This is a genomic window from Polaribacter sp. Hel1_33_96 (assembly GCF_002846595.1).
Taxonomy (GTDB): domain Bacteria; phylum Bacteroidota; class Bacteroidia; order Flavobacteriales; family Flavobacteriaceae; genus Polaribacter.
The window spans coordinates 746,076-768,178 of record NZ_PJMV01000001.1 but is presented as its reverse complement, the minus strand read 5'-3'; the positions used below and the strand labels follow the sequence as shown (position 1 = coordinate 768,178).

General features: G+C 31.0%; 22 protein-coding genes. 15 read left to right on the top strand and 7 right to left on the bottom strand.

The genetic code is table 11. The annotated features are described in order from the left end of the window. The first annotated feature begins 327 nt into the window (after positions 1 to 327). The 4 genes from pta (at position 328) to ATE90_RS03480 (ending at position 5,070) form a co-directional block, all read left to right on the top strand. On the top strand, positions 328 to 2,421 hold the full coding sequence (gene pta, locus ATE90_RS03495; protein WP_101450816.1) for a phosphate acetyltransferase: 2,094 nt from the start codon (positions 328 to 330) through the stop codon (positions 2,419 to 2,421). A 1-nt stretch (position 2,422) separates the two neighbouring features. Continuing rightward, positions 2,423 to 3,607, top strand: a complete 1,185-nt coding sequence (locus ATE90_RS03490) for an acetate/propionate family kinase (protein WP_101450814.1) — start codon at positions 2,423 to 2,425, stop codon at positions 3,605 to 3,607. Positions 3,608 to 3,823: 216 nt separating this feature from the next. Beyond that, positions 3,824 to 4,540, top strand: coding sequence for a YebC/PmpR family DNA-binding transcriptional regulator (locus tag ATE90_RS03485; protein ID WP_036788365.1), 717 nt, complete (start codon positions 3,824 to 3,826; stop codon positions 4,538 to 4,540). A gap of 149 nt (positions 4,541 to 4,689) precedes the next feature. After that, positions 4,690 to 5,070 carry an Hpt domain-containing protein gene (locus ATE90_RS03480; protein WP_036788362.1) on the top strand — a complete coding sequence of 127 codons (381 nt, stop codon included), beginning with the start codon at positions 4,690 to 4,692 and terminating at the stop codon, positions 5,068 to 5,070. Between the two features lie 9 nt (positions 5,071 to 5,079). On the opposite strand, the gene ATE90_RS03475 is transcribed toward ATE90_RS03480, so the two are convergent. Continuing rightward, complete coding sequence (locus ATE90_RS03475; RefSeq protein WP_036787784.1) at positions 5,080 to 5,532, bottom strand: DUF4442 domain-containing protein; 453 nt, start codon at positions 5,530 to 5,532, stop codon at positions 5,080 to 5,082. A 153-nt stretch (positions 5,533 to 5,685) separates the two neighbouring features. Between ATE90_RS03475 and ATE90_RS03470 the strand changes: the two genes are divergently transcribed. The 4 genes from ATE90_RS03470 to ATE90_RS03455 all read left to right on the top strand — a co-directional run bounded on the left by ATE90_RS03470 (position 5,686) and on the right by ATE90_RS03455 (position 9,035). Further along, complete coding sequence (locus ATE90_RS03470) at positions 5,686 to 6,126, top strand: DUF4870 domain-containing protein (protein ID WP_036787782.1); 441 nt, start codon at positions 5,686 to 5,688, stop codon at positions 6,124 to 6,126. An 18-nt stretch (positions 6,127 to 6,144) separates the two neighbouring features. After that, positions 6,145 to 6,489, top strand: coding sequence for a PadR family transcriptional regulator (locus tag ATE90_RS03465; RefSeq protein ID WP_036787780.1), 345 nt, complete (start codon positions 6,145 to 6,147; stop codon positions 6,487 to 6,489). Next, on the top strand, positions 6,482 to 8,212 hold the full coding sequence (locus ATE90_RS03460; protein ID WP_101450812.1) for a PspC domain-containing protein: 1,731 nt from the start codon (positions 6,482 to 6,484) through the stop codon (positions 8,210 to 8,212). Before ATE90_RS03465 ends, ATE90_RS03460 begins: the two co-directional genes overlap by 8 nt. A gap of 97 nt (positions 8,213 to 8,309) precedes the next feature. Beyond that, on the top strand, positions 8,310 to 9,035 hold the full coding sequence (locus ATE90_RS03455; protein ID WP_036787777.1) for a head GIN domain-containing protein: 726 nt from the start codon (positions 8,310 to 8,312) through the stop codon (positions 9,033 to 9,035). A 305-nt stretch (positions 9,036 to 9,340) separates the two neighbouring features. Here ATE90_RS03455 and ATE90_RS03450 read toward each other — a convergent pair whose 3' ends face one another. Beyond that, positions 9,341 to 9,748 carry a DUF2721 domain-containing protein gene (locus ATE90_RS03450; RefSeq protein ID WP_036787775.1) on the bottom strand — a complete coding sequence of 136 codons (408 nt, stop codon included), beginning with the start codon at positions 9,746 to 9,748 and terminating at the stop codon, positions 9,341 to 9,343. A gap of 68 nt (positions 9,749 to 9,816) precedes the next feature. On the opposite strand from ATE90_RS03450, the gene ATE90_RS03445 reads away from it, so the two are divergent. The 5 genes from ATE90_RS03445 to ATE90_RS03425 all read left to right on the top strand — a co-directional run bounded on the left by ATE90_RS03445 (position 9,817) and on the right by ATE90_RS03425 (position 14,706). Then, positions 9,817 to 10,488, top strand: coding sequence for a M15 family metallopeptidase (locus tag ATE90_RS03445; RefSeq protein ID WP_036787773.1), 672 nt, complete (start codon positions 9,817 to 9,819; stop codon positions 10,486 to 10,488). Between the two features lie 77 nt (positions 10,489 to 10,565). Next, positions 10,566 to 11,222 (top strand): hypothetical protein, encoded by a 657-nt coding sequence (locus ATE90_RS03440; protein WP_091954690.1) that lies wholly within the window; start codon positions 10,566 to 10,568, stop codon positions 11,220 to 11,222. Between the two features lie 134 nt (positions 11,223 to 11,356). After that, on the top strand, positions 11,357 to 12,346 hold the full coding sequence (pdhA, locus tag ATE90_RS03435; protein ID WP_036787771.1) for a pyruvate dehydrogenase (acetyl-transferring) E1 component subunit alpha: 990 nt from the start codon (positions 11,357 to 11,359) through the stop codon (positions 12,344 to 12,346). A 3-nt stretch (positions 12,347 to 12,349) separates the two neighbouring features. Then, the gene (locus ATE90_RS03430) at positions 12,350 to 13,954 is read left to right on the top strand and encodes a pyruvate dehydrogenase complex dihydrolipoamide acetyltransferase (protein ID WP_036787769.1); all 1,605 of its coding nucleotides are present in this window, start codon (positions 12,350 to 12,352) and stop codon (positions 13,952 to 13,954) included. A gap of 65 nt (positions 13,955 to 14,019) precedes the next feature. After that, the gene (locus ATE90_RS03425; RefSeq protein ID WP_036787767.1) at positions 14,020 to 14,706 is read left to right on the top strand and encodes a GNAT family N-acetyltransferase; all 687 of its coding nucleotides are present in this window, start codon (positions 14,020 to 14,022) and stop codon (positions 14,704 to 14,706) included. Between the two features lie 157 nt (positions 14,707 to 14,863). Here the strand turns inward: ATE90_RS03425 and ATE90_RS03420 are convergent, their stop codons facing one another. Both ATE90_RS03420 and ATE90_RS03415 read right to left on the bottom strand, forming a co-directional pair. After that, positions 14,864 to 15,526, bottom strand: coding sequence for a DUF6263 family protein (locus ATE90_RS03420; protein ID WP_143741097.1), 663 nt, complete (start codon positions 15,524 to 15,526; stop codon positions 14,864 to 14,866). Positions 15,527 to 15,636: 110 nt separating this feature from the next. Further along, the gene (locus ATE90_RS03415) at positions 15,637 to 16,956 is read right to left on the bottom strand and encodes a dihydrolipoamide acetyltransferase family protein (protein WP_036787763.1); all 1,320 of its coding nucleotides are present in this window, start codon (positions 16,954 to 16,956) and stop codon (positions 15,637 to 15,639) included. Between the two features lie 306 nt (positions 16,957 to 17,262). On the opposite strand from ATE90_RS03415, the gene ATE90_RS03410 reads away from it, so the two are divergent. Next, on the top strand, positions 17,263 to 17,886 hold the full coding sequence (locus tag ATE90_RS03410; RefSeq protein WP_052107581.1) for a YceI family protein: 624 nt from the start codon (positions 17,263 to 17,265) through the stop codon (positions 17,884 to 17,886). A 23-nt stretch (positions 17,887 to 17,909) separates the two neighbouring features. Further along, complete coding sequence (locus ATE90_RS03405) at positions 17,910 to 19,247, top strand: hypothetical protein (RefSeq protein WP_036787761.1); 1,338 nt, start codon at positions 17,910 to 17,912, stop codon at positions 19,245 to 19,247. 60 nt (positions 19,248 to 19,307) lie between these two features. On the opposite strand, the gene hemF is transcribed toward ATE90_RS03405, so the two are convergent. The 3 genes from hemF to hemE form a co-directional block, all read right to left on the bottom strand. Continuing rightward, positions 19,308 to 20,210 (bottom strand): oxygen-dependent coproporphyrinogen oxidase, encoded by a 903-nt coding sequence (gene hemF, locus ATE90_RS03400; protein ID WP_036787759.1) that lies wholly within the window; start codon positions 20,208 to 20,210, stop codon positions 19,308 to 19,310. Next, complete coding sequence (locus ATE90_RS03395) at positions 20,191 to 20,946, bottom strand: EI24 domain-containing protein (RefSeq protein WP_036787757.1); 756 nt, start codon at positions 20,944 to 20,946, stop codon at positions 20,191 to 20,193. The genes hemF and ATE90_RS03395 overlap by 20 nt, the downstream gene beginning before the upstream one ends. 111 nt (positions 20,947 to 21,057) lie before the next feature. Beyond that, positions 21,058 to 22,086 carry a uroporphyrinogen decarboxylase gene (gene hemE, locus ATE90_RS03390; protein WP_036787755.1) on the bottom strand — a complete coding sequence of 343 codons (1,029 nt, stop codon included), beginning with the start codon at positions 22,084 to 22,086 and terminating at the stop codon, positions 21,058 to 21,060. Positions 22,087 to 22,103 lie beyond the last annotated feature (17 nt).

Below are 22,103 nucleotides of genomic sequence, written 5' to 3'. Positions count from 1 at the left end.
TGGTAAAAAACAATGAGGCAAAGCTTTCTTTTTTGGGAACACTGAAATGACTTCAAAAAGAAGGTTTGGAGAAATTATAAAAAAACGTCTCAAGCCGTGTTCTTTAATTATGAAACATTTAGAAAACAAGGAGTGTAAAGTTAAAGAAATTCCAAAAATTGTAGCTCTATATAATACAAAGTGTGTTTCCAAATAAATTAACTTTATCTTTTTGGGAATTGCTATACTTTTATAAAAAAAGATATTTTTTATTTAAAAAATAATGACCTTTATCATAATTAGTAGTGACTTTATGCTATATTTTTGACAAATAATTTTTCATAAACAATGAGTAAAGCAATTTATATTGCCGCAACAGAATCTGACAGCGGTAAATCTTTGGTATCATTAGGTCTTTTAAGAATGATGTTAACCAAATCTTCGAAAGTAGGCTATTTTAGACCTATTATCAACGAAGTTAAACCAAGTTCATTTGATGATCATACAAATACAGCAATTAATTTTTTCAACTTAGATATTGCCTACAATGATTGTTATTCCTATAAACAAGGTGAAGTTGTAGAATTGTTAAGTGAAGGTAAAGCAGATGATGTTATTCATAATGTTATCAAAAAATACAAAAAATTAGAAGCCAAATATGACTATGTTTTGGTAGAGGGAACAGATTTTTCAGGTGAGGGTGGCTTTACAGAATTAGATGTAAATCTTATGATAGCCAAAAATCTTGGAATTCCTGCATTAATAGTGGGTTCTGGAAATGGAAAAAAGAAGAAAGATTTCATAAATACAATGCAACTTACTCATCAATCTTTTATTAATAAAGAAGTTGATGTTATTGGTATTATTGCCAACAAAATTGAAGTTGACGAAATTGATTACATTCAAAAAGAATTACAAAAAAGCTTTCCTAAAAACCTACAAATAGACATTATTCCCAAAATTGATTTTTTGTCATATCCTACGGTTAGAGAAGTGGTAAAAGCTTTAAATGGTAGCGTTTTATTTGGAAAACAATTTTTAAATAATGCAATAGGAAGTTATAGTACCGGCGCTATGCAATTGCGTAATTATTTGACTAGAATTAAAGAAAATGCTTTAATTATAACTCCAGGAGATAGAGCCGATATTATTTTAGGAGCTTTGCAAGCCAATGCTTCTAGCAACTACCCAAAAATTGCAGGAATTATTTTAACAGGAACTTTAATTCCTGAAGAATCTATTCTCAAGTTAATTGAAGGTGTGCAATCTACCGTTCCGATTATTTCTGTCGACGGAGGAACCTTTGGTGTATCTAACAAAATTGGTTCAGTAAAATCTAAAATATACTCCACTCACAACAAAAAGATCTTATTATCATTAGATACTTTTGATAAATATGTAAATGCAGAAAAATTAACAAACATATTAACATCCTATAAGTCAAATAAACTAACACCAAGTATGTTTCAGTATAATTTGCTGCAAAAAGCTAGAGCTTTTAAAAAACATATTGTGTTACCAGAGGGCGAAGATGAAAGAATTATTAAAGCTGCTGCTCGTTTGCAGCTGCTAGATATTGTTGATTTAACCTTGTTAGGAGATAAAAATGCAATTCAATTAAAATGTGATCAAATTGGATTACAAATAGATTTGGATAAAATAAATATCCTAAACCCTGAAAACTCTATTCATAATGTTGATTTTGCAAATACGTTATTTGAAGCACGCAAGCACAAAGGAATGACAGAAACTACTGCAAAAGATTTAGTACATGACGTTTCTTACTACGGTACTATAATGATTTTAAATGGTTTAGCAGACGGAATGGTTTCTGGCGCTATTCATACAACAATGCATACCATAAAACCCTCACTTCAATTAATTAAGACTAAACCTGGAGTTTCAGTAGTTTCCTCTGTATTTTTTATGTGTTTATCAGATAGAGTTTCTGTAATGGGTGATTGTGCGGTAAATCCAAACCCAAATGCAGAACAATTAGCAGAAATTGCAATTTCTTCTGCTCAATCTGCAGAAGCTTTTGGTATTGAAGCGAGAATTGCTATGTTGTCTTATTCTTCTGGAAGTTCTGGAAAAGGTGAAGAAGTTGAAAAAGTAAGAAAAGCAACAGAAATCGTTAGATCCTTACACCCAGAATTAAAAATTGAAGGTCCTATCCAATATGATGCTGCTGTAGACATGACTGTTGCTAAAACAAAAATGCCAAACTCTAAAGTAGCTGGCCAAGCATCTGTTTTAATCTTCCCTGACTTAAACACAGGAAACAATACCTATAAAGCCATACAGAGAGAAACAGGAGCTTTGGCAATTGGTCCAATGCTGCAAGGATTAAACAAACCTGTAAATGATTTAAGCAGAGGTTGCACGGTAGATGACATTTTTAATACCGTTTTATTAACCGCCATTCAAGCACACCAGGGATAATATGAATATTTTAGTTTTAAATGCAGGCTCTTCATCTTTAAAATATCAATTAATAGAAATGCCTCTACAAGTAGTAAAATGTATTGGTATTATTGAACGGATTGGTATGGATGATGCCATTTTTACGCACGAAAAAGATACGAATACATATTCTGAGGTTTTACCTGTTTTAAACCACGAAGTGGGTTTAAAAAAAATTGCTAAAACTTTAATGGATGCAAAACTTGGTGTAATAAAATCTGTAGATGAAATTGAAGCTGTTGGACATAGAGTTGTTCATGGAGGAAGAAAATTCAGCAGCACGGTAATTGTTAATCAAGAGGTTAAAGACAATATTCGAGATTTATTTGATTTAGCACCACTTCATAATCCCGCAAATCTAACTGGGATAGAGATTGCTGAAACGATATTTAATTCAGCAAAACAGATTGCAATTTTTGATACCGCTTTTCATCAGACAATGCCAAAAGAAGCGTATCAATATGCCATTCCAAATTACTATCTAGAAGAACATAAAATTAGAGCTTATGGTTTTCATGGCACAAGTCATAAATATGTTTCAGAAAAAGCCATTGAATATTTAGGAGCAAAATCTAAAAACATTCTTACAATTCATTTGGGTAATGGTTGCAGTATGTCTGCAATAAAAAGTGGAAAAAGCATAGACAATTCATTGGGTTTTGGACCCATGAATGGCTTGGTAATGGGAACTCGTTGCGGAGACATAGATCAATCTGTACTTTTATTTTTGATGAAAAAGCTCAATAAATCGGTTAAAGAGGTCACCACTTTATTACAAAAAGAATCAGGAATGAAAGGTTTAACTGGCTTTTCTGATTTAAGAGAAATTTCTGAAAAAGCTGATAACGGAGATGAAAAATGTCAAAATGCATTAAACATAGCTGCCTATAGAATCAAAAAATATATTGGCTCTTATACCGCAATATTAAACGGATTAGATGCCATTATTTTTACAGCCGGAATTGGAGAAAACTCTAGTTTAATGAGGCGAATGGCTTGTAAAAATTTAGACTTCTTAGGAATTGTTTTAGATGAACAAAAAAACGAAATTCGTTCCAAAGAAATACGAGAAATTCAATCAACAGCATCGAAAGTGAAAATTTTGGTGATTCCAACGAATGAAGAAATTGAGATTGCAAAACAGTCCTATGACCTTTTAAAATAATATTTTTCTAAAAAATTTCCTTAAAATACATTTTAGTTCGTTGGCTCTTTTTTTTAATTTAATATTAAGCAAGATTAAGAGACAAAACAAATCTAAACCACACCTTCAATTCAATATTGAATTAAAAAAAATCCTTGTCTAAAAAAATTGTGAAAGAACTTAGTATTTTTTTACATTTGCTTGCAGTTATATAATATTGAAAAACAATCATTAGAAATGGGTAGAGCATTCGAACTTAGAAAAGGACGTAAAATGAAACGATGGTCAGCAATGGCTAAAACCTTTACCAGAATTGGTAAGGATATTGTTATGGCTATTAAAGATGGTGGTCCAAATCCTGAGTCAAATTCTAGGTTAAGAGCAGTTATGCAGAATGCAAAAGCTGCAAACATGCCTAAAGATAATGTTGAGCGTGCAATAAAAAAAGCAACAGACAAAGATACAGCCAACTATAAAGAAGTACTTTTTGAAGGTTATGCACCTCATGGAATAGCAATTGTTTTAGAAACTGCAACTGACAACAACAATAGAACCGTTGCCAATGTTAGGTCTGCTTTTAATAAATGCGATGGAAATTTAGGCACTTCTGGATCTGTTATTTTTATGTTTGATCATGTTTGTACTTTCACTATTAAAAAAGAAGACATTACCATTGACTTGGAAGAACTGGAGTTAGAATTAATTGATTTTGAAGTTGAAGAAGTTTTTGACGATGAAGAAGGAATTATAATTTATGCTCCTTTTGACCAATTTGGAGCTATTCAATCTTTCTTTGAAGAAAACAACGCAGAAATTTTATCTTCTGGCTTTGAAAGAATTCCTGCAACAACCAAAAAATTAAATGAGGAACAACAAGCAGATGTAGAAAAATTATTAGAAAAACTAGAAGAAGATGATGATGTTCAAAATGTATATCACTCTATGGAAATGTAAAAAATCTTTTTTTTCCAAAAAGAAATAAAAAATAAAATATTTATAAACTCAACTTTTTTAAAACCTATGGTAAAAAAGACTCTAAAATTTTAGCACATTCTTACCAGAAAGAATAAAATATAAGCTACAAAAAAATAATGCAGAAAAAAATGGAATTTAAAACCAAAATTAAAAGTGATATTGTAGATTTAAGTTCTGTGACAAAATTTTTCTCAAAAGATAAAGGTTTTTTAATCAAATTAATAAGCGTATACCTAAAAGATACGGTTCCAAGAATAGAAATTTTAGAAAAAAGTTTAACTAAAATTGATTATCCAGCAATAAAAGACATTTCTCATTTTTTAAAATCTTCCTTTGCCTTAATGGGTATTAGATGTTTAAATGAAATTATAGAACTTGAAAACCTAGCTAAAATAGAAGCTAGTGAAAGCAGCATAAAAGAAAAACTGAATTATATAATACCTATCTCTAAAGAAAGTACTGTGGAATATGAGCGCATTTTGGGAGATCTAAAAAAACTTGAACCATAAAAAAAACTGTTACTTGACTTTTAAACTCCATTGAAATTGAAAATTAGAAACCACTACTCCATCTTCATTTACACCTTCAGATTTTAAAATAATCACCTGTCCTTCACCTGTTTCTATAGATGCCTCAATTGCTTCTCTAATTTTATTTCCACCGTTACAAGTAAATAAAATTTTACCTGTCGCTTTTTTAAAAAAATCACTTTCTTGATGCACAACCAACATAGAAACTTTACGATTAGATTTTTCTATTTCTTGCATTACTAAAACCCCTGTACTCATTTCTGCCGCCATGCCTTGAGCCGCCCAAAACATACTTTTAAACGGATTTTGATTTATCCATTTATGTTTTATTTTAACCACAGCAGCATCATGTGTAATCGTTTTTACACGCACACCTCCAAAATATGCGAGTGGCAATTTAAAAAGCATAAAGGTATTTATTTTACCAGGAGTAATCTTCATAAACTTATATTTCGCTGACAATTTACCACTTTTTTACAAAATAAAAAGAGAAAGTTAAATGTTAAATATATGTTAATTATAGTACCTTGTATTACATAATACCTTTTTAAAGATATATATTTGCATAGACAAGTATTATACACTTTATGTAATATGAAAAAAAATAACGAAAACACCAATGCTTTTTTAATCCATATTTCTGCATTTGCAGGATTTATATTTCCTTTTGGAAATATTATTACACCACTTATTGCATGGCAAACTTTAAAAGACAGAAGCACCTTTTTAGATGAACAAGGCAAAGAAGCTGTCAACTTTAATATCAGTTATAGCTTGTATGTTTTTATTTTGACACTCACTTTCATACCTATTGCAATTAGTTCTATTTTTAAAAACCAAAATAATTTTATTAGAAATACTCATTTTAATTTTGACTTTAATTTTGACTTTGATAATATATTTGGATTTATAGGATTAGGTTCCATTACAGGAATTGTATACTTAATCGGAATTGCACTTGTGATTATAGCATCCATAAAAGCAAAAGAAGGAGAGAATTACAAGTATCCTTTTACAATAAAATTTATAAAATAAAAATTTAAACCACAGTACATGAAGATTGAAAACACAAAAGCACAAATGCGAAAAGGTGTTTTAGAATTTTGCATTTTATCTATCCTAAATAATGGTGATGCATATACTTCTGAAATCCTTTCAACGCTAAAAAGTGCGGAAATGATTGTGGTTGAAGGAACCATTTATCCGTTATTAACTCGGCTAAAAAATACCGGATTATTAACATATAGATGGGAAGAATCAACTTCAGGGCCGCCAAGAAAATATTATGTTTTAACTGAAAACGGAGGCATGTTTCTAAAAGAATTAGACAAAACATGGAACAATTTATTAAAAGCAGTACACCAAGTAACTAGTAAAAAATCGACTACAAATGAATAAGACTATTAATATAAATTTAGGCGGATTTTTCTTTCATATCGATGAAGTAGCCTATCAAAAATTAAGAAGATATTTAGAATCAATTTCTAGATCTTTAAGCGACGACCCTCAAGGAAAAAACGAAATTATTGCAGATATCGAGGCTAGAATTAGTGAGCTTCTGTCAGAAAAAATCACAGATGCCAGGCAAGTTGTAAATGAAAGTGACATCGATGATATTATTGTAATTATGGGTCAACCTGAAGATTATGCTGAAGCAGAACAAGAATATAGTGATGCCAATTACTCTTACAACAGAAACAGTGCTTCTGGAAAAAAATTATTTAGAGATGGTGATGATAAATTTTTGGGAGGAGTTGCCTCCGGAATTGCTCATTATTTTGATTTAGATACAATTTGGGTACGTTTAGGACTACTGGCATTATTCATTTTTGGAGGATTTGGAGTTTTACTCTACATCATCCTTTGGGTTTTATTACCTGAAGCAAAAACAACTGCAGAAAAATTACAGATGGAAGGTGAACCTGTAAATATTGATAATATTGAGAAAAAAATTCGTGAAGAATTTAACAATGTTTCAGAAAATGTTAGCGTCTTGGCAAATAAAGCATCGGAAAAAATTAAAGAAGGAGCTAGTGAATTTTCTGAAAAAATGAATAATACTTTCTCGGGAAAGACGAAAAAAAATAACGGTTTACAAGATTTATTTGATATCATAGGTAAAATTATTCTTGCTATTTTTAAAGTAGTTGGTAAATTTATTGGTATTATTATCATATTTGTTTCTGCAGCAGTTATTTTATCTCTAGTAATTGGAGGGTTTTCTGTAGGAAGTTTAGAATGGTTAAATGTAGATGGAGAATTTTTACACTATCCACCATTTTTCTATGATTCTGTATTGCCAATTTGGTTGCTTACTTTATGTGCTTTTTTATTGATTGGAATTCCGTTTTTGATTTTATTTATTTTAGGATTAAGAATCTTATCAAGCAATGTAAGAAAACTAAGCAAACCCACCTCGTTAACTCTTCTAGGAATTTGGATTGTTGCACTATTAGCAATGATTTTCACAGGTTTAGAATTTGGAGTATCACATTCAACTCATGGTAAATCATTAGAAAAAAACAATATCAATATCGTAGAGAATGATACCTTAAAATTAAAAATGATAAATAATGATGCTATTTATTACCGTCATAATTTAAGGAGAAGCTCGCGCAAAGAAGAAGTTGAAATTGATGGAACCAAAATGGTCTACAGTAATAATATTAGACTCGATGTTAAAAAGAGTAATTCTGATGAAAGTTACTTAGTTATTCAAAAAGAATCTAAAGGTAAAAACAAAAGTAGTGCGAATACTAATGGTAAGAAAATTAACTATAAATATGAAGTCATAGACAATGTGATCATATTAGATGCTTATTTTTTATCAGACTTTAAAAATATGTGGAAAGATGAAGAAATTAACATCACGCTTTTCATCCCAAAAGATATGACTATATATTTTGATAATTCTACTAAAAACTTTTTATCAAATGTTGCAAATGAAACTGACATATATGACAAAGACATGCCTAACCATCACTATATGATGACAGAAAGCACTTTGAAATGTACGGATTGCATTGAAGAAATTAAGGAAGAAAAAGAAATCATTAAAGAAAAGGCACTCCGTAAAACTAATAAAAAACTAGATAGAGAAATTAAGGAAGAAACGATTTAAAATACAATTCAACCTTAAAAAACAACAATTCAGTACTTAAACTTTCTTTTGAACCGCCTATTAAAAGATATTTGAATCGTACAAATAATAAAACATTATGAAAAGAGCTAACTACAAAATTCTAACATTACTATTTATCGCAACACTCTTTAGTTCATGCGCTGTAGATATGTTCAATAGAGTTAATGGCAACAGAAATGTTGTTACTGAAGACAGAAGCACAAAAGAGGAATTCACAAAAATTAAAGTAAGTGCAGGTTTAGAGTTATATATTTCTCAAGGATCTAAGAACCAAATTACAGTTGAAGCTGATGAAAATTTACAAGAAATTATTATCACAGAAGTGAATAATGGAGTGTTAAAAATTTATTCAGAAAAAAATATTTGGAAAGCAAAAGCAAGAAAAATATTTGTTACAATTAAAAATTTAGAAGCTATATCAGCCACGAGTGGTGCAGCTATTTATACAGAAGAATCTTTAATACTAAACAATCTAAATATTAGTGCTACGAGCGGTGCTGAAATTAATATTTCTATTGAAGTAAATACTGTTGAAACTAGTGCAACAAGCGGTGCTAATATAAAAGTTTCTGGTGTTTCAATCAATCATATTTCTAAAGCAACAAGTGGTGCCTCCATATATACGTATGAATTACGCAGTAAAAATGTTACTGTAAAAGCTACAAGCGGTGCAAATATTGATGTATTTGCTTACGAAAGTATTGACGCAAAGGCAACCAGCGGTGGAGATATAGACTTTAAAGGAGATCCAAAAAAAGTAAATAAAAAGACGTCTTCCGGGGGAAGTGTTTCTGCTCAATAAAATTAAATTCAACCAAAAATTAACAAAATAAAAAGGGTTGGAATCGCTAATTTTACCCATATCAGGAATTTATAAAATAACAATTGGAAATTAAAAAGAGTTTTGAGTTATAATCACCAGCTCTATAGAGAATAAAAATTTATTAGAAAGCTAACTTCTAATATCATACCATTTCTATTTTTTAAATGGTATCAATACTAATACTTGGTTTTATTAGTTTACTTGGTAAGACGTCGTTTTTTTATAGAAAACGACGCTTACTTTTTTATGTTGAACATATTCTCTGTTATTCTTTAAAATCAGTCTCATTTCTTATTCAAATACTCCTCAATATCCGCAATGTGATGTTGTAAAGCCTGTGCAGAAATCTGTATTTCCTTTATTAAAAGAGCCAATGAAATTATCAATAAAATAAGTGCAAAACCAAAAACATATACAGCAATTGTATGATAATTAATATAGATCAAAAACATGGTCAGTACACAAAAAAGCAAGCTTGTAATTCCAAATATTTGCATCCATCTTGTCAAATTTAAACGCAATTTCAAATTCTGAATCTGTCTTAACAAAGACTCCTCTTGTCTTTCTAAAAACTTCGCATGTAAATTTCTGATAACAGCTGCATAGGCTAAAAAACGATTGGTATACGCCAGCATTATTAATGAAATTGCAGAAAACAATAAGGCTGGTGTTGTTAAAGTGAGCTCTTCCATAAGATATCAAAATTAAATAATATTTTCTAATTAAAAACTGATAAAATCATTTTCTGTACTTTTGAAATATGAAAAATCAATTTTTCTTTTTTACTTTCATTTTTAGCTTAACACTTTGTGCACAAAAAATTCCAAATGGTTTTGTATATCTCTCTAATATAGATAGTACTATAAAAGCTGAATTAAGGTATTTAGGCAATCATAATTTTATTGGGAAAACAATTGACGGCTATTATGATAATTGTTTAATAGTTACCAAAGAGACTGCTAATGCTTTACATAAAGTGCAAACAATTTTAGAAAAAAAAGGATTAAGTCTTAAAATTTTTGATGCATACAGACCGCAACAATCCGTAAATCATTTTGGGAAATGGGCAAGAGTTTTGAGTGACACTTTAATGAAAACTGAATACTATCCAAAAGTACCAAAATCAGAATTATTTAAGAGAGGATATATTGCATCAAAATCTGGTCATTCAAGAGGTAGCACAATAGATTTAACAATTGTTAATCTAACGACAGGAAAAGAATTAGATATGGGAAGCCCTTATGATTTCTTTGGAATTGAATCACATCCTTTCCATAAAAACATAAATGAGCATCAACAAAAGAACAGATTGTATTTACGTAAAATAATGTTAGAAAATAACTTTAAACCTTATGAGAATGAATGGTGGCATTTTACATTAAAAAATGAACCTTTTCCGAAAACGTATTTTAATTTTCCTATCAAAAAATAAGTTTCGTTAATTTCTTAACGAGTTCATTAAAAATCGGCATTATATTTGCACTCTAACTGCTAACATTCTATATATCAATGAAATCAATTTTTAAATTTTTTTTTACTATTGTTTGTCTGCTCTTATCGACTGCTCTATTTGCACAATTAGACAAAAATAACGGTAATACCGAAAAAGGAAGCCTAAAAGCAACTGTTTTAAAGAATTCAAAAGAACTTAAGAGGCCTAAATCTCTAGAATTAGATGGTACACTGGGTTTTAAAAAAGCGTTTGGTAAAGAAAAAGAAAAACTAAAAAAACAAAAAGAAGAAAAAGCGTTAAACAATAAAGGTATTTTGACGAGAGCTCAACTCAATGATTTAAGAATCAAAGAAATGTATGGCAAGCGTAAAATTAAAAAAGTTGACAGTCATCAAGGAAATTTTTTAACACTTTCAAAAACCGTTACGCTCTCCTTCAGGGACTTTGGTGCTATCGATGGTGATATTATTGGAATATATCATAATGATATTTTAATTGTAAAGAGAGCGACCCTCAATCAACATTATCAATCGTTTCCAATACATTTACAAAAAGGGAATAATAAAATTGAAATATTAGCTATAAACCAAGGATCACTTGGCGCTAATACTGCTCAATATAAGTTAGTTAACAGTTCTGGTTTCAAAATAGCATCACAATATTGGTTTTTAGCAACTGGAGCTAAAGCTATTTTTAATGTTACAAAAAACTAACTAAAACAGCTTACGAAATGCTTTTCGCTAATTTTAAAAAATCAAACTTTTTTATTCTTTATAAAACAACTATTTTTGTAATTCATTATTGAGAATAAACATATCGTTTACAAAATAAACAAGAATCATTAAGAATGAAAAAAATCACTAAACAGACCTATTTAGATTGGTACAAAGACATGCTCTTTTGGCGTAAATTCGAAGACAAATTAGCTTCTGTTTACATTCAACAAAAAGTAAGAGGATTCTTACACTTGTACAATGGTCAAGAAGCTATTTTAGCTGGAGCAATACATGCTATGGACTTATCAAAAGATAAAATGATAACTGCTTACAGAAATCACGTTCAGCCAATCGGTATGGGAGAAGATCCTAAACGTGTGATGGCAGAGTTGTATGGTAAAGCTACTGGAACCTCAAAAGGAATGGGAGGCTCTATGCATATTTTCTCGAAAGAATTTGGTTTTTATGGAGGTCATGGAATCGTTGGTGGACAAATACCATTAGGAGCAGGTATTGCTTTTGGTGACAAATACAAAGGAAGTGATGCGGTTACCTTAACTTGTTTTGGTGATGGGGCCTCTAGACAAGGTTCTTTGCATGAAGCTTTTAATATGGCGATGTTATGGAAATTACCTGTAGTTTTTATCGTTGAAAATAATGGATATGCAATGGGTACTTCTGTAGAAAGAACTGCTAATCATTCGGATATTTGGAAATTAGGCTTAGGCTATGAAATGCCTTGTGGACCTGTCGACGCCATGAATCCTATTAAAGTGGCCGAAGCTGTGGATGAAGCGATACAAAGAGCAAGACGTGGAGATGGACCTACTTTCTTAGAAATGAAAACATATAGATATAGAGGTCATTCAATGTCTGATGCTCAGCACTATAGAACTAAGGACGAAGTTGAGGAGTACAAAAAAATAGATCCTATTACACAAGTTTTAGATATCATTAAAGAAAATAACTACGCAACAGAAGAAGAAATCGCTGCAATTGATAAAGATGTAAAAGATAGGGTGAAGGAATGTGAAAAGTTTGCAGAGGACTCTCCATATCCAGAAGTACAGCAATTATATGACATGGTATACGAACAAGAAGATTATCCTTTTATAAGTTAAAATATGGCTACAATTATAAACATGCCAAGATTAAGTGACACCATGGAAGAGGGTGTTGTGGCAAAATGGTTAAAAAATGTTGGAGATAAAATTGAAGAAGGTGATATTTTAGCTGAAATAGAGACTGATAAAGCAACTATGGAATTTGAATCTTTCTATGAAGGAACGCTATTGCACATAGGAATTCAAGAAGGAGAAACTTCTCCGGTTGATGTTTTATTAGCAATAATTGGTGAAGAAGGTGAAGATATTTCTGCAATTTTAAATGCAAGCTCAGAACCAGTAATAAAAGAAAAAGAAGAAATTAGTACAGAAACTTCAAACACAAGTGCCACTGCAATTCCTGAAGATGTGCACGTAATAACAATGCCTCGTCTAAGTGATACTATGACTGATGGTACCGTGGCAACATGGTTAAAAAAAGTTGGAGACGCCGTTGAAGAAGGTGATATGCTTGCTGAAATTGAAACGGATAAAGCCACCATGGAATTTGAATGTTTTTATGAAGGAACTATTTTATACATTGGTGTTCAAGAAGGAGAAACTGCTGCTGTTGATAGCTTATTAACAATTATTGGTCCTGCAGGAACAGATGTTTCTGCTATTGTTGCAAATGGGGGTTCAATGAGCGCTGCTAGTAAACCAGCTGCTGCATCAGAAAAGAAAGAAGAAAAAATTATTGAGGAAAAATCATCAATAACTACAAAGAAAACAAATGCTGCTGGCGGTAGAATTTTTGCGTCACCACTGGCAAAGAAAATTGCATCTGATAAAGGAATTAATTTAGCCGATATAAGTGGTTCTGGTGAAAATGGACGAATCATCAAAAAAGATGTAGAAAACTATACTCCTGCAGTTAAATCTGTTGAAGTTGTTAAAACAGAAACGACTACTACCGCAGCAAAGACTTATGTCGCAGTTGGTGAAGAAAGTTCTGAAGAAGTGAAGAACTCTCAAATGCGTAAAGCAATTGCAAAATCTCTAGGAAACTCTAAGTTTTCTGCTCCTGATTTCAGTTTAAATATTGAAGTGAATATGGATAATTCCATGGCTTCAAGAAAAATTATCAATGCAATTCCAGAAACAAAAGTATCTTTTAATGATATGGTTGTAAAAGCTTGTGCAATGGCTTTACAGAAACATCCTCAAGTAAATACTTCTTGGACAGACAATACTACTATTTATCATAAGCATATTCACGTTGGTGTTGCCGTTGCCGTGGATGATGGTTTATTAGTCCCTGTTGTTAAGCATACAAATCAATTGAGTTTGACTCAAATTGGAGCATCTGTTAGAGACTTAGCAGGGAAAGCGAGACATAAGAAAATTTCTCCAGCAGAAATGCAAGGAAGCACATTTACGGTTTCTAATTTAGGAATGTTTGGAATTGAAAACTTTACTTCAATTATCAATCAACCTAATTCAGCTATTTTATCTGTAGGTGCCATTGTTGAAAAACCAGTGGTTAAAAACGGACAAATTGTTGTTGGAAATACCATGAAATTAACGTTAACTTGTGATCACAGAACGGTTGATGGTGCTGTTGGTGCTCAATTTTTACAAACATTAAAAACGTTTATAGAAAATCCCGTTACAATGTTAGCATAAGACTTTTAAATTTTATAAAACTAAAAAGCTCGCAAGTTGCGAGCTTTTTTTTATATTTATATCAAATGAAAGATATTGAAAATAAACTAAAAAATCCTGTTTGGTATTCCCTAAAAGAAACTCATAAAAAATTTACTATTGAATATGATGGCGTTCATTTTTACCAACCAGACATATGCATATTTGGTGCTTTCTTTGATGAAAGTAAAACTGCAAAAGCATTAAATGAATATGCTAAAATAGCAGATAAATTCTTTTTAGTTTCAGAAAACAAAACACCAATAATAGATACAAATAAAGTATTTCTCGAAAAAAAAATTAATGGTTGTCAAATGGTTTTAGAAAACTTAGTAGACCTTGAAATTACTGAAAATATAGTTTTATTAACAGAAGATTATATTGATGAAATTTATGATTTAATTTGGCTGGTGATGCCCGGATTTTATCGAAAAAGAGGTTTTGAAATGGGTAAATACTTTGGGATTTTTAAAGACAATAAACTCGTTTCAATTACTGGACAAAGAATACAAACAGATGATTTAATAGAAGTTAGCGGAGTTGTTACACATCCAAATTACACAAAAAGAGGTTATGCCAAACAGCTAGTTGCTTTTACAACTAAAGAAATCTTAAAAGAAAACAAGTTGCCAATTCTGCATACAAACAAAGGTAATACTGCAATTCCTCTTTATGAAAAATTAGGCTATAAATTAACTAGAGACATGAATTGGTGGTTATTTAGTAGAAAGTAAAAGACCATAGATAATCTTTTTAAAATAATCTATGAAAAAAGCCTTGAGAAAACCTCAAGGCTTTTTTGTTCTATAAATTTTAACATTTAATTCTTGCTCATTGTCATTGTCATTTTTGACAGTAATTTTTGCCCACTAGCTGAAAGAGTCAAGTCTATTAAAGTATTTGTTGGAATTCCCGTTTTTTATCAATATCTATATGGCCAGTAATATCTCCAGAAGCCATTCCTGAAACTTTACCAGATAAATCCAATTCAACTTTATCTTTTAATATTGATTTTACTTTGTAAACAAAATCCATTACCATTCCTTTTTCATTTTTAGAAGATGTCCAAGTAGTTCCTATTTTTACAGCACCTTTAGGATAAATAATAGTACTTGTTTGTTTTCCCATTTCACTAACTCCAGGAATATTTGGTTCAACTTTGGTTTCAAGAACTTCACCTAAATCATTTCCTTTGGCAAAGATTACAGCCTCTAACATTGGTTCCATTTGAGCTTTCATCATTTTACCAGTATCATCTAATTCGGCGTCAGATTTAGAAGAATCATAACTCATTATATTTCCTCCTTGTAACATGTCCATAGATATTTTAGAAAACTTCATTTCGCTTTCATAAATGCCATCTTTTACCTCTAAAATTTTCACACTCATATCTAATGTCATTCCCATGGACATAACAGTTCCCATTTCCTGTGATGATTTCATGGAAATATCATAAGTTACTCCTTTTTCGTAGTTTAAACGAAGTAATACAGCCTCTTGCGCATTAACATTTATGGATAACATTAAGAAACACAAGAATAATAATTTTTTCATTTTATTTTTTTTAATTAATATTTATTGATTTATTGGAAACAAATATAATTCTAAAAAATAAAAAGCCCAAGAAATTTCTCGAGCTTTAAAATTTTAACAAATTATTTAAATTAAAAATCCTGATTTAAATCCCAAGCTTCTAAAGTATCTTTTAAACTTTTAATAAACATACCACCTAACGCACCATTTACAACTCTGTGATCATAAGAATGAGAAACGAACATTTTTTGTCTAATTCCTATAAAATCACCTTCTGAAGTTTCGATTACGGCAGCAACCTTTCTTATTGCCCCTAGCGCTAAAATTGCTACTTGCGGTTGATTAATAATTGGAGTTCCCATTACAGAACCAAAACCACCAACATTTGTAACCGTATAAGTTCCTCCTTGAATATCATCAGGTTTTAACCCGTTATTTCTTGCTCTATTAGCTAAATCATTTACAGATTTCGTCATACCAACTAAATTTAATTGATCCGCATTTTTTATGACAGGAACAATTAGATTTCCATCTGGTAAAGCAGCAGCCATTCCTAAATTAATGTTTTTCTTTTTAATGATATGATCACCGTCTATGGCAATATTAATTAATGGAAATTTCTTAATTGTAGTTGCAATTGCTTGCATAAAAATAGGGGTAAATGTTAGCTTCTCTCCTTCTCTACTCAAGAAAGCATCTTTTACTTTATCTCTCCATTTTACAATATTTGTAACATCAATTTCTATAAACGATTGCACATGTGCGGAAGTTTGAACAGAATCTACCATATGCTTAGCAATCAGTTTCCCCATTCTACTCATTTCAATAATTTCGTCTTCTCCATTTACAGAAATTGGTGCAACTTTAGCAACCGTTTTCTCAATTTGTTTTGGAGTTTCAGCTTTTACTGGAATTGAAGTTGATATCGCTTGAGGAGATTTACTTCTATTCTCTATATAAGATAAAATATCATCTTTCGTAACTCTTCCATCTTTTCCAATACCAGAAATAGATTCTAATTCTTCCGTAGAAACCCCTTCTTTCTGAGCAATATTTCTTACTAATGGTGAATAAAATTTACCTGAATCTGAGGTCTTAGTAATAGGCATAGATACCTCTTCAACCGCTTTTGCAATTGTTTTTTCTACCTCTATAACTTCCTTAGATATCTTATTTTTAGTCTCTGTAACTCCATTAAAATTTTCATCACTTTCAGTTTCTATTATTGCAATAGTTTCTCCGACAGCCACAATAGCATCTTGTTGGAACAAAACTTCTACAAGTGTTCCTTCAACTTCACTTGGCACTTCAGAATCTACTTTATCTGTCGCTATTTCTACAACAGCTTCATCTAACTCAATAGTATCACCTACTTCTTTTAACCAAGAAGTAATCGTTGCTTCCGCAACACTTTCACCCATTTTTGGTAACTTCAATTCAAATCTTGCCATTTCTATTTGATTTTACAGAATGCAAAAATACTAAAAAACAATGTTGTTCTAGTAAAAAAGATTAAAAATAAAGTTTTCTAAAAATTAATATTTTACATTATTTATAATATTAAACAAGAAAATATCTATTTATTTTTATTATTAAACACTTAATGCGCATAATATTAATTTATTCGTAATAAAATACCAACTCTTTCTTTACTATAAATATTTATTCATTTTTTGAAAAAAAATAAATATTGATGATTTATATCATATAATTAAGATTTAATCTAATATAAATTTGCCTCATAAAACAAATAGATTATGAAAAAAATTATCTGTCTATTTATACTGTTATTCATAATAGCAACTCCATTATTCTGCCAAAAAGCTGCGACTAATTTAATTCCAGATATCAAATTACCTATAAATTTATCTGTTACAGAAACTTCTACATCTCTCAAAATTAAGTTACCAAGTAATGTATTAGTTAAAGGAACTTCCACCTTACACGACTGGGAGAGTATTGTAGAAAAAACGAATGCAACTATTACCTTTAATAATTTTGATAATGTGACTATTGAAACTTTAGAAGTAAAAATAGAAGCTACGAGTATAAAAAGTGGTAAAAAAATAATGGATAAGCTTACCTATAAAGCTCTCAAGGCAAAAGAATACCCATTAATTACTTTCATTTTTAAAAAAGGAGAAATTATCTCGGAAAATACAGACTTCATAAATATAAAACTCCGTGGAGATTTAACAATTGCTGGTGTTACCAAAAATGTAACTGTTTTGAGTAAAATTAATAAAAATGGCGACCATATTACTTTAACAGGATCTCATGAATTAAAAATGACCTCTTTTGGCATAGATCCCCCGAAAGCTTTACTTGGAACCATAAAAACAGCTGATGAAATAACAATTGAATTCAATCTGAAATTTTAAAATAAAAATTAAATTAACCAATTATGAAAAAAAATACACATTTAGTATTAATTGCAATGCTAGCTATTTTTACGCTAGGCGCCAACGCTCAAAACGTTCAATATCTGAGACAAGCAGGATATGATGGCTTAAATGTTTTTGAAACGAAAAAAACAAATGATGTAGAATTTGAAAAACTATCTATTAAAGTAGGTGGTGATTTCGCAATTCAATTTCAGTCGCTAGATCACTCCAATGACATGAATAATCTCACTGCAATTGGAGGAAATGTAAACTTACCTACTGCAAACTTAAATTTTGATGTACAACTAGCAGACGGTATAAGAATGCATTTAAGAACTTTTCTTTCTTCTAAACACCACGAGGAAACTTGGGTAAAAGGTGGTTATATTCAAATGGATAAGTTAGACTTTATAAAAAAAGATTTCTTAAAAAATATTATGGATGTAACAACCCTAAGAATTGGTGTTGATCAATTAAACTTCGGTGATGCGCATTTTAGAAGATCTGATAATGCAATGGCCATTTACAATCCTTTTGTTGGTAATTACCTAATGGATGCCTATACAGTAGAACCTTTTGTTGAAATAACATTACAACCGAGAGACTATGTAATTGTTGCTGGTATATCTAATGGTTTACTAAATCCTACAGTAGATAAAACAATCTCTCCTTGGGGATCTTCAACAATTACTGGCGAAAAAGATCTTAAAGTTACTTTTTATGGTAAATTAGGAATGGATCGTCAAATAAATGAAGCTTTAAGAGTGCGTTTAACTGGTTCTTTTATTAGTGAAAGTGGTTACAATAATGGAGACCATTTATACAGTGGAGATAGAGCTGGTGGAAGATATTATAACATATTTAACGCAAATATTGGTGGTGAATTAAAAACTGGAGGTGATTTTGCAGGACGATTTACTCCTGGATTTAAAAACAACACTTCATACCAAATTAACCCATTTATACAATATAAAGGTTTAGAATTTTTTGGAATTTATGAAACTAGTAAAGGAAGCAAAGCAGAAGGAAATGAAAAAGGATCTTTTACTCAAGTAGGTACTGAATTATTATATAGATTTGGAGAACAAGGGCAATTCTATATTGCAGGAAGATATAATTCTGTAATTGGTAATGCAGACTTTGCCCCTGGTAGCGCAAAACCAAATGAGCAAAAAATTACGAGAACTAATATTGGTGCAGGTTGGTTTATGACAAAAAATATTCTAATGAAAGTAGAATATGTAAAGCAATCTTATAATTCTGATGCTGCGGCATGGTCTCCTAACGCATGGACACCAGAAATATTATCGGGTGCAGAAATGAATGGTGTTGTACTTGAAGCAGTAATCTCTTTCTAACAATTTATTTGAATTAACTAAAAAGCAGGAATTTTATTCCTGCTTTTTTTGTTTTATTACTTAAATCCAATCTTTTGGACGTGCTAAAACCTGCAACAATCGTTCTTCTTCAGAATTTTCTTCTGGATGATGATTGTATTTCCATTGAACTATTGGCGGCAAACTCATTAAAATACTTTCTATTCTTCCGTTTGTTCTTAGTCCAAATAAAGTGCCTCTATCGTGGACTAAATTAAACTCAACATATCTTCCTCTTCTTACCTCTTGCCAATCTTTATGCGCTTTTGTAAAATCGATCTGTTTTCTCTTTTCTACAATAGGCACGTAACTTTCTAAAAAGCTGTTACCAACTTCTGTTACAAAATTATATCTATCTGCAATCGAAAGCTTATCAGTTTCTTTTAAGTAATCAAAAAACAAACCTCCAATTCCACGGGCTTCATTTCTGTGTGAATTCCAAAAATACTCGTCACAAGTTTTCTTAAACTTAGGATAAAACGATAAATCATGCTCATCACAGGCATTTTTACAGACGGTATGAAAATGAATGGCGTCTTCATCAAATAAATAATAGGGTGTTAAATCTTGGCCTCCACCAAACCATTGGGTAACAATATTTCCTGCTTCGTCGTACATTTCAAAATAACGCCAATTAGCATGCACAGTTGGCACAAAAGGGTTTATTGGGTGCAACACTAGACTTAATCCACAAGCAAAAAATTTTCCTTCTTTAACTTTAAACTGATTTCTTAAAACTTCTGGTAATTCTCCATGAACAGCAGATATATTTACACCTCCTTTTTCAAAAACAGCTCCGTTTTCAATTACACGTGTTCTTCCTCCTCCACCTTCTTCTCGTTTCCAAATGTCCTCTTCAAACTTTGCAAGTCCGTCAACCTCTTCTATTTTAGAAGTTATTTGATCTTGCAAGTTTTCTATGTATTTATAAAATTGGTCTTTCATTTTCGATATTTAGTAGCTCAACTGTTTTTACTGATGCAGCAGTTACAGATAATGGTAAAACGATTATAATTCCTATAGCAGGAATTAACAAACATACCATAAAAACGATTCCATTACCTATAGAAACCCCTTTGTTTTTTCCAACAAAGTTGATACTTTCTTCATAATTTAAATGCCTTTCTAAAGTGTAATCCATATTTCCAAAACCTGCATAATAAGCTTGCAACAAAAACAATAAAATAGTTGAAAATATATTCACTAAAGGAATAAATTTCAATAATAAAATAGGAATTGTAATCAATAATTCTTTTACTAAATTTCTGCTATTTATTCGAATTCCTCTCCATAATTGTTGTTGAAAAGTAGTTTTTCTATGATTTACTTTTAAACTTCCATTGACATGAATTTCTATTTTTTCTGAGACGGCACTCATAAATGGTGCTGATAATGCTAAAATAATATGCTTGTAAATAATCAGACCAATTACTAAAACAAAAATTGCACCTACAAAACTAGCAATTGTAGTAACTGTTTCTTTCCCCCAATCCCAAATCCAAATTTTTGCTAAAAACTGACCAATAGTATCTGACAAACCATATGCTGTAAAACCAATAATTGTTGCCGTTAATACACTAATTACAATCGGAATTACAAAATATTTACCAAGCTTTAGTCTAGAAATTAAACTAAAGGCACCTGCGTAAGCACTGATTCCTGAAAGTATATTTTTAATCATTAGCTTCGGTTTGCGTTAGCGATTGAAATGACATCCTTTTATGAATTAACGAATAAAAGATAAAATGGAAAGCGCGACCTTTAGGTAACGCCCAAAAAAGTCTTATTTTTTTTATGAAACTTTATACTCTTTTACTGCATCTACAAATGCCTTTGCGTTTTCTAATGGAATGTTGGGTAAAATGCCATGACCTAAATTTACAATATAGCGGTCTTTGCCAAATTCGTTAATCATTTGGTGCACCATTTTCTTTATTTCCGCTGGTGGCGACAATAATCTCGATGGATCAAAATTACCTTGTAAAGTAATATTTCCTCCTGATAAATAACGCGCATTTCTTGGGGAACACGTCCAATCGACACCCAAAGCAGAAGCCCCTGATTTTGCCATATCATTTAAGGCAAACCAACAACCCTTTCCAAAAGCGATCACGGGAGTTTCATCTTTTAGGGCATCAATAATTTGCTGAATATATTGCCAAGAAAATTCTTGATAATCTGCCGGAGATAACATTCCTCCCCAAGAATCAAAAATTTGAACGGCATTTACACCTACTGCAACTTTTGCTTTTAAATAAGCAATCGTTGTATCTGTAATTTTTTGCAACAAACTGTGCGCTACAATCGGATTTGTAAAACATAATTCTTTAGCCTTATCAAAGTTCTTAGAACCCTGACCTTGCACGCAATAACATAAAATTGTCCAAGGAGAACCTGCGAAACCAATCAAAGGAACATCATCATTTAGCTTTTCTTTGGTTGCTTTTATTGCTTCCATCACATACCCTAAAGATTCATAAACATCCGGAACAATTACACGATCTAAATCTTTTTGATTGCGAATTGGATGCGGCAAATACGGTCCAAAATCGGGTTTCATTTCTACCTCAATATTCATAGCTTGCGGAATCACTAGAATATCAGAAAATAAAATAGCTGCATCCATTCCATACCTCCTAATTGGCTGCACCGTAATTTCGGATGCCAGTTCTGGAGTTTGACAACGAGTAAAAAAATCGTATTTCTTTTTGATTTCTTGAAATTCTGGTAAATATCTTCCTGCCTGACGCATCATCCAAACTGGAGGTCTATCTACAGTTTCTCCTTTTAATGCTCTTAAAAATAAGTCGTTTTTTATCATTGTTTAGCTTTTGACAA

Coding starts and splice junctions, on each gene's coding strand:
- ATE90_RS03455 (WP_036787777.1), top strand. CDS start 8,310: ATGAAAAGAGCTAACTACAAAATTCTAACATTACTATTTATCGCAACA.
- ATE90_RS03480 (WP_036788362.1), top strand. CDS start 4,690: ATGGAATTTAAAACCAAAATTAAAAGTGATATTGTAGATTTAAGTTCT.
- ATE90_RS03440 (WP_091954690.1), top strand. CDS start 10,566: ATGAAATCAATTTTTAAATTTTTTTTTACTATTGTTTGTCTGCTCTTA.
- ATE90_RS03420 (WP_143741097.1), bottom strand. CDS start 15,526: ATGAAAAAATTATTATTCTTGTGTTTCTTAATGTTATCCATAAATGTT.
- ATE90_RS03430 (WP_036787769.1), top strand. CDS start 12,350: ATGGCTACAATTATAAACATGCCAAGATTAAGTGACACCATGGAAGAG.
- ATE90_RS03470 (WP_036787782.1), top strand. CDS start 5,686: ATGAAAAAAAATAACGAAAACACCAATGCTTTTTTAATCCATATTTCT.
- ATE90_RS03450 (WP_036787775.1), bottom strand. CDS start 9,748: ATGGAAGAGCTCACTTTAACAACACCAGCCTTATTGTTTTCTGCAATT.
- ATE90_RS03425 (WP_036787767.1), top strand. CDS start 14,020: ATGAAAGATATTGAAAATAAACTAAAAAATCCTGTTTGGTATTCCCTA.
- ATE90_RS03475 (WP_036787784.1), bottom strand. CDS start 5,532: ATGAAGATTACTCCTGGTAAAATAAATACCTTTATGCTTTTTAAATTG.
- ATE90_RS03405 (WP_036787761.1), top strand. CDS start 17,910: ATGAAAAAAAATACACATTTAGTATTAATTGCAATGCTAGCTATTTTT.
- ATE90_RS03415 (WP_036787763.1), bottom strand. CDS start 16,956: ATGGCAAGATTTGAATTGAAGTTACCAAAAATGGGTGAAAGTGTTGCG.
- pdhA (WP_036787771.1), top strand. CDS start 11,357: ATGAAAAAAATCACTAAACAGACCTATTTAGATTGGTACAAAGACATG.
- hemF (WP_036787759.1), bottom strand. CDS start 20,210: ATGAAAGACCAATTTTATAAATACATAGAAAACTTGCAAGATCAAATA.
- ATE90_RS03490 (WP_101450814.1), top strand. CDS start 2,423: ATGAATATTTTAGTTTTAAATGCAGGCTCTTCATCTTTAAAATATCAA.
- ATE90_RS03465 (WP_036787780.1), top strand. CDS start 6,145: ATGAAGATTGAAAACACAAAAGCACAAATGCGAAAAGGTGTTTTAGAA.
- ATE90_RS03395 (WP_036787757.1), bottom strand. CDS start 20,946: ATGATTAAAAATATACTTTCAGGAATCAGTGCTTACGCAGGTGCCTTT.
- ATE90_RS03445 (WP_036787773.1), top strand. CDS start 9,817: ATGAAAAATCAATTTTTCTTTTTTACTTTCATTTTTAGCTTAACACTT.
- ATE90_RS03485 (WP_036788365.1), top strand. CDS start 3,824: ATGGGTAGAGCATTCGAACTTAGAAAAGGACGTAAAATGAAACGATGG.
- pta (WP_101450816.1), top strand. CDS start 328: ATGAGTAAAGCAATTTATATTGCCGCAACAGAATCTGACAGCGGTAAA.
- hemE (WP_036787755.1), bottom strand. CDS start 22,086: ATGATAAAAAACGACTTATTTTTAAGAGCATTAAAAGGAGAAACTGTA.
- ATE90_RS03410 (WP_052107581.1), top strand. CDS start 17,263: ATGAAAAAAATTATCTGTCTATTTATACTGTTATTCATAATAGCAACT.
- ATE90_RS03460 (WP_101450812.1), top strand. CDS start 6,482: ATGAATAAGACTATTAATATAAATTTAGGCGGATTTTTCTTTCATATC.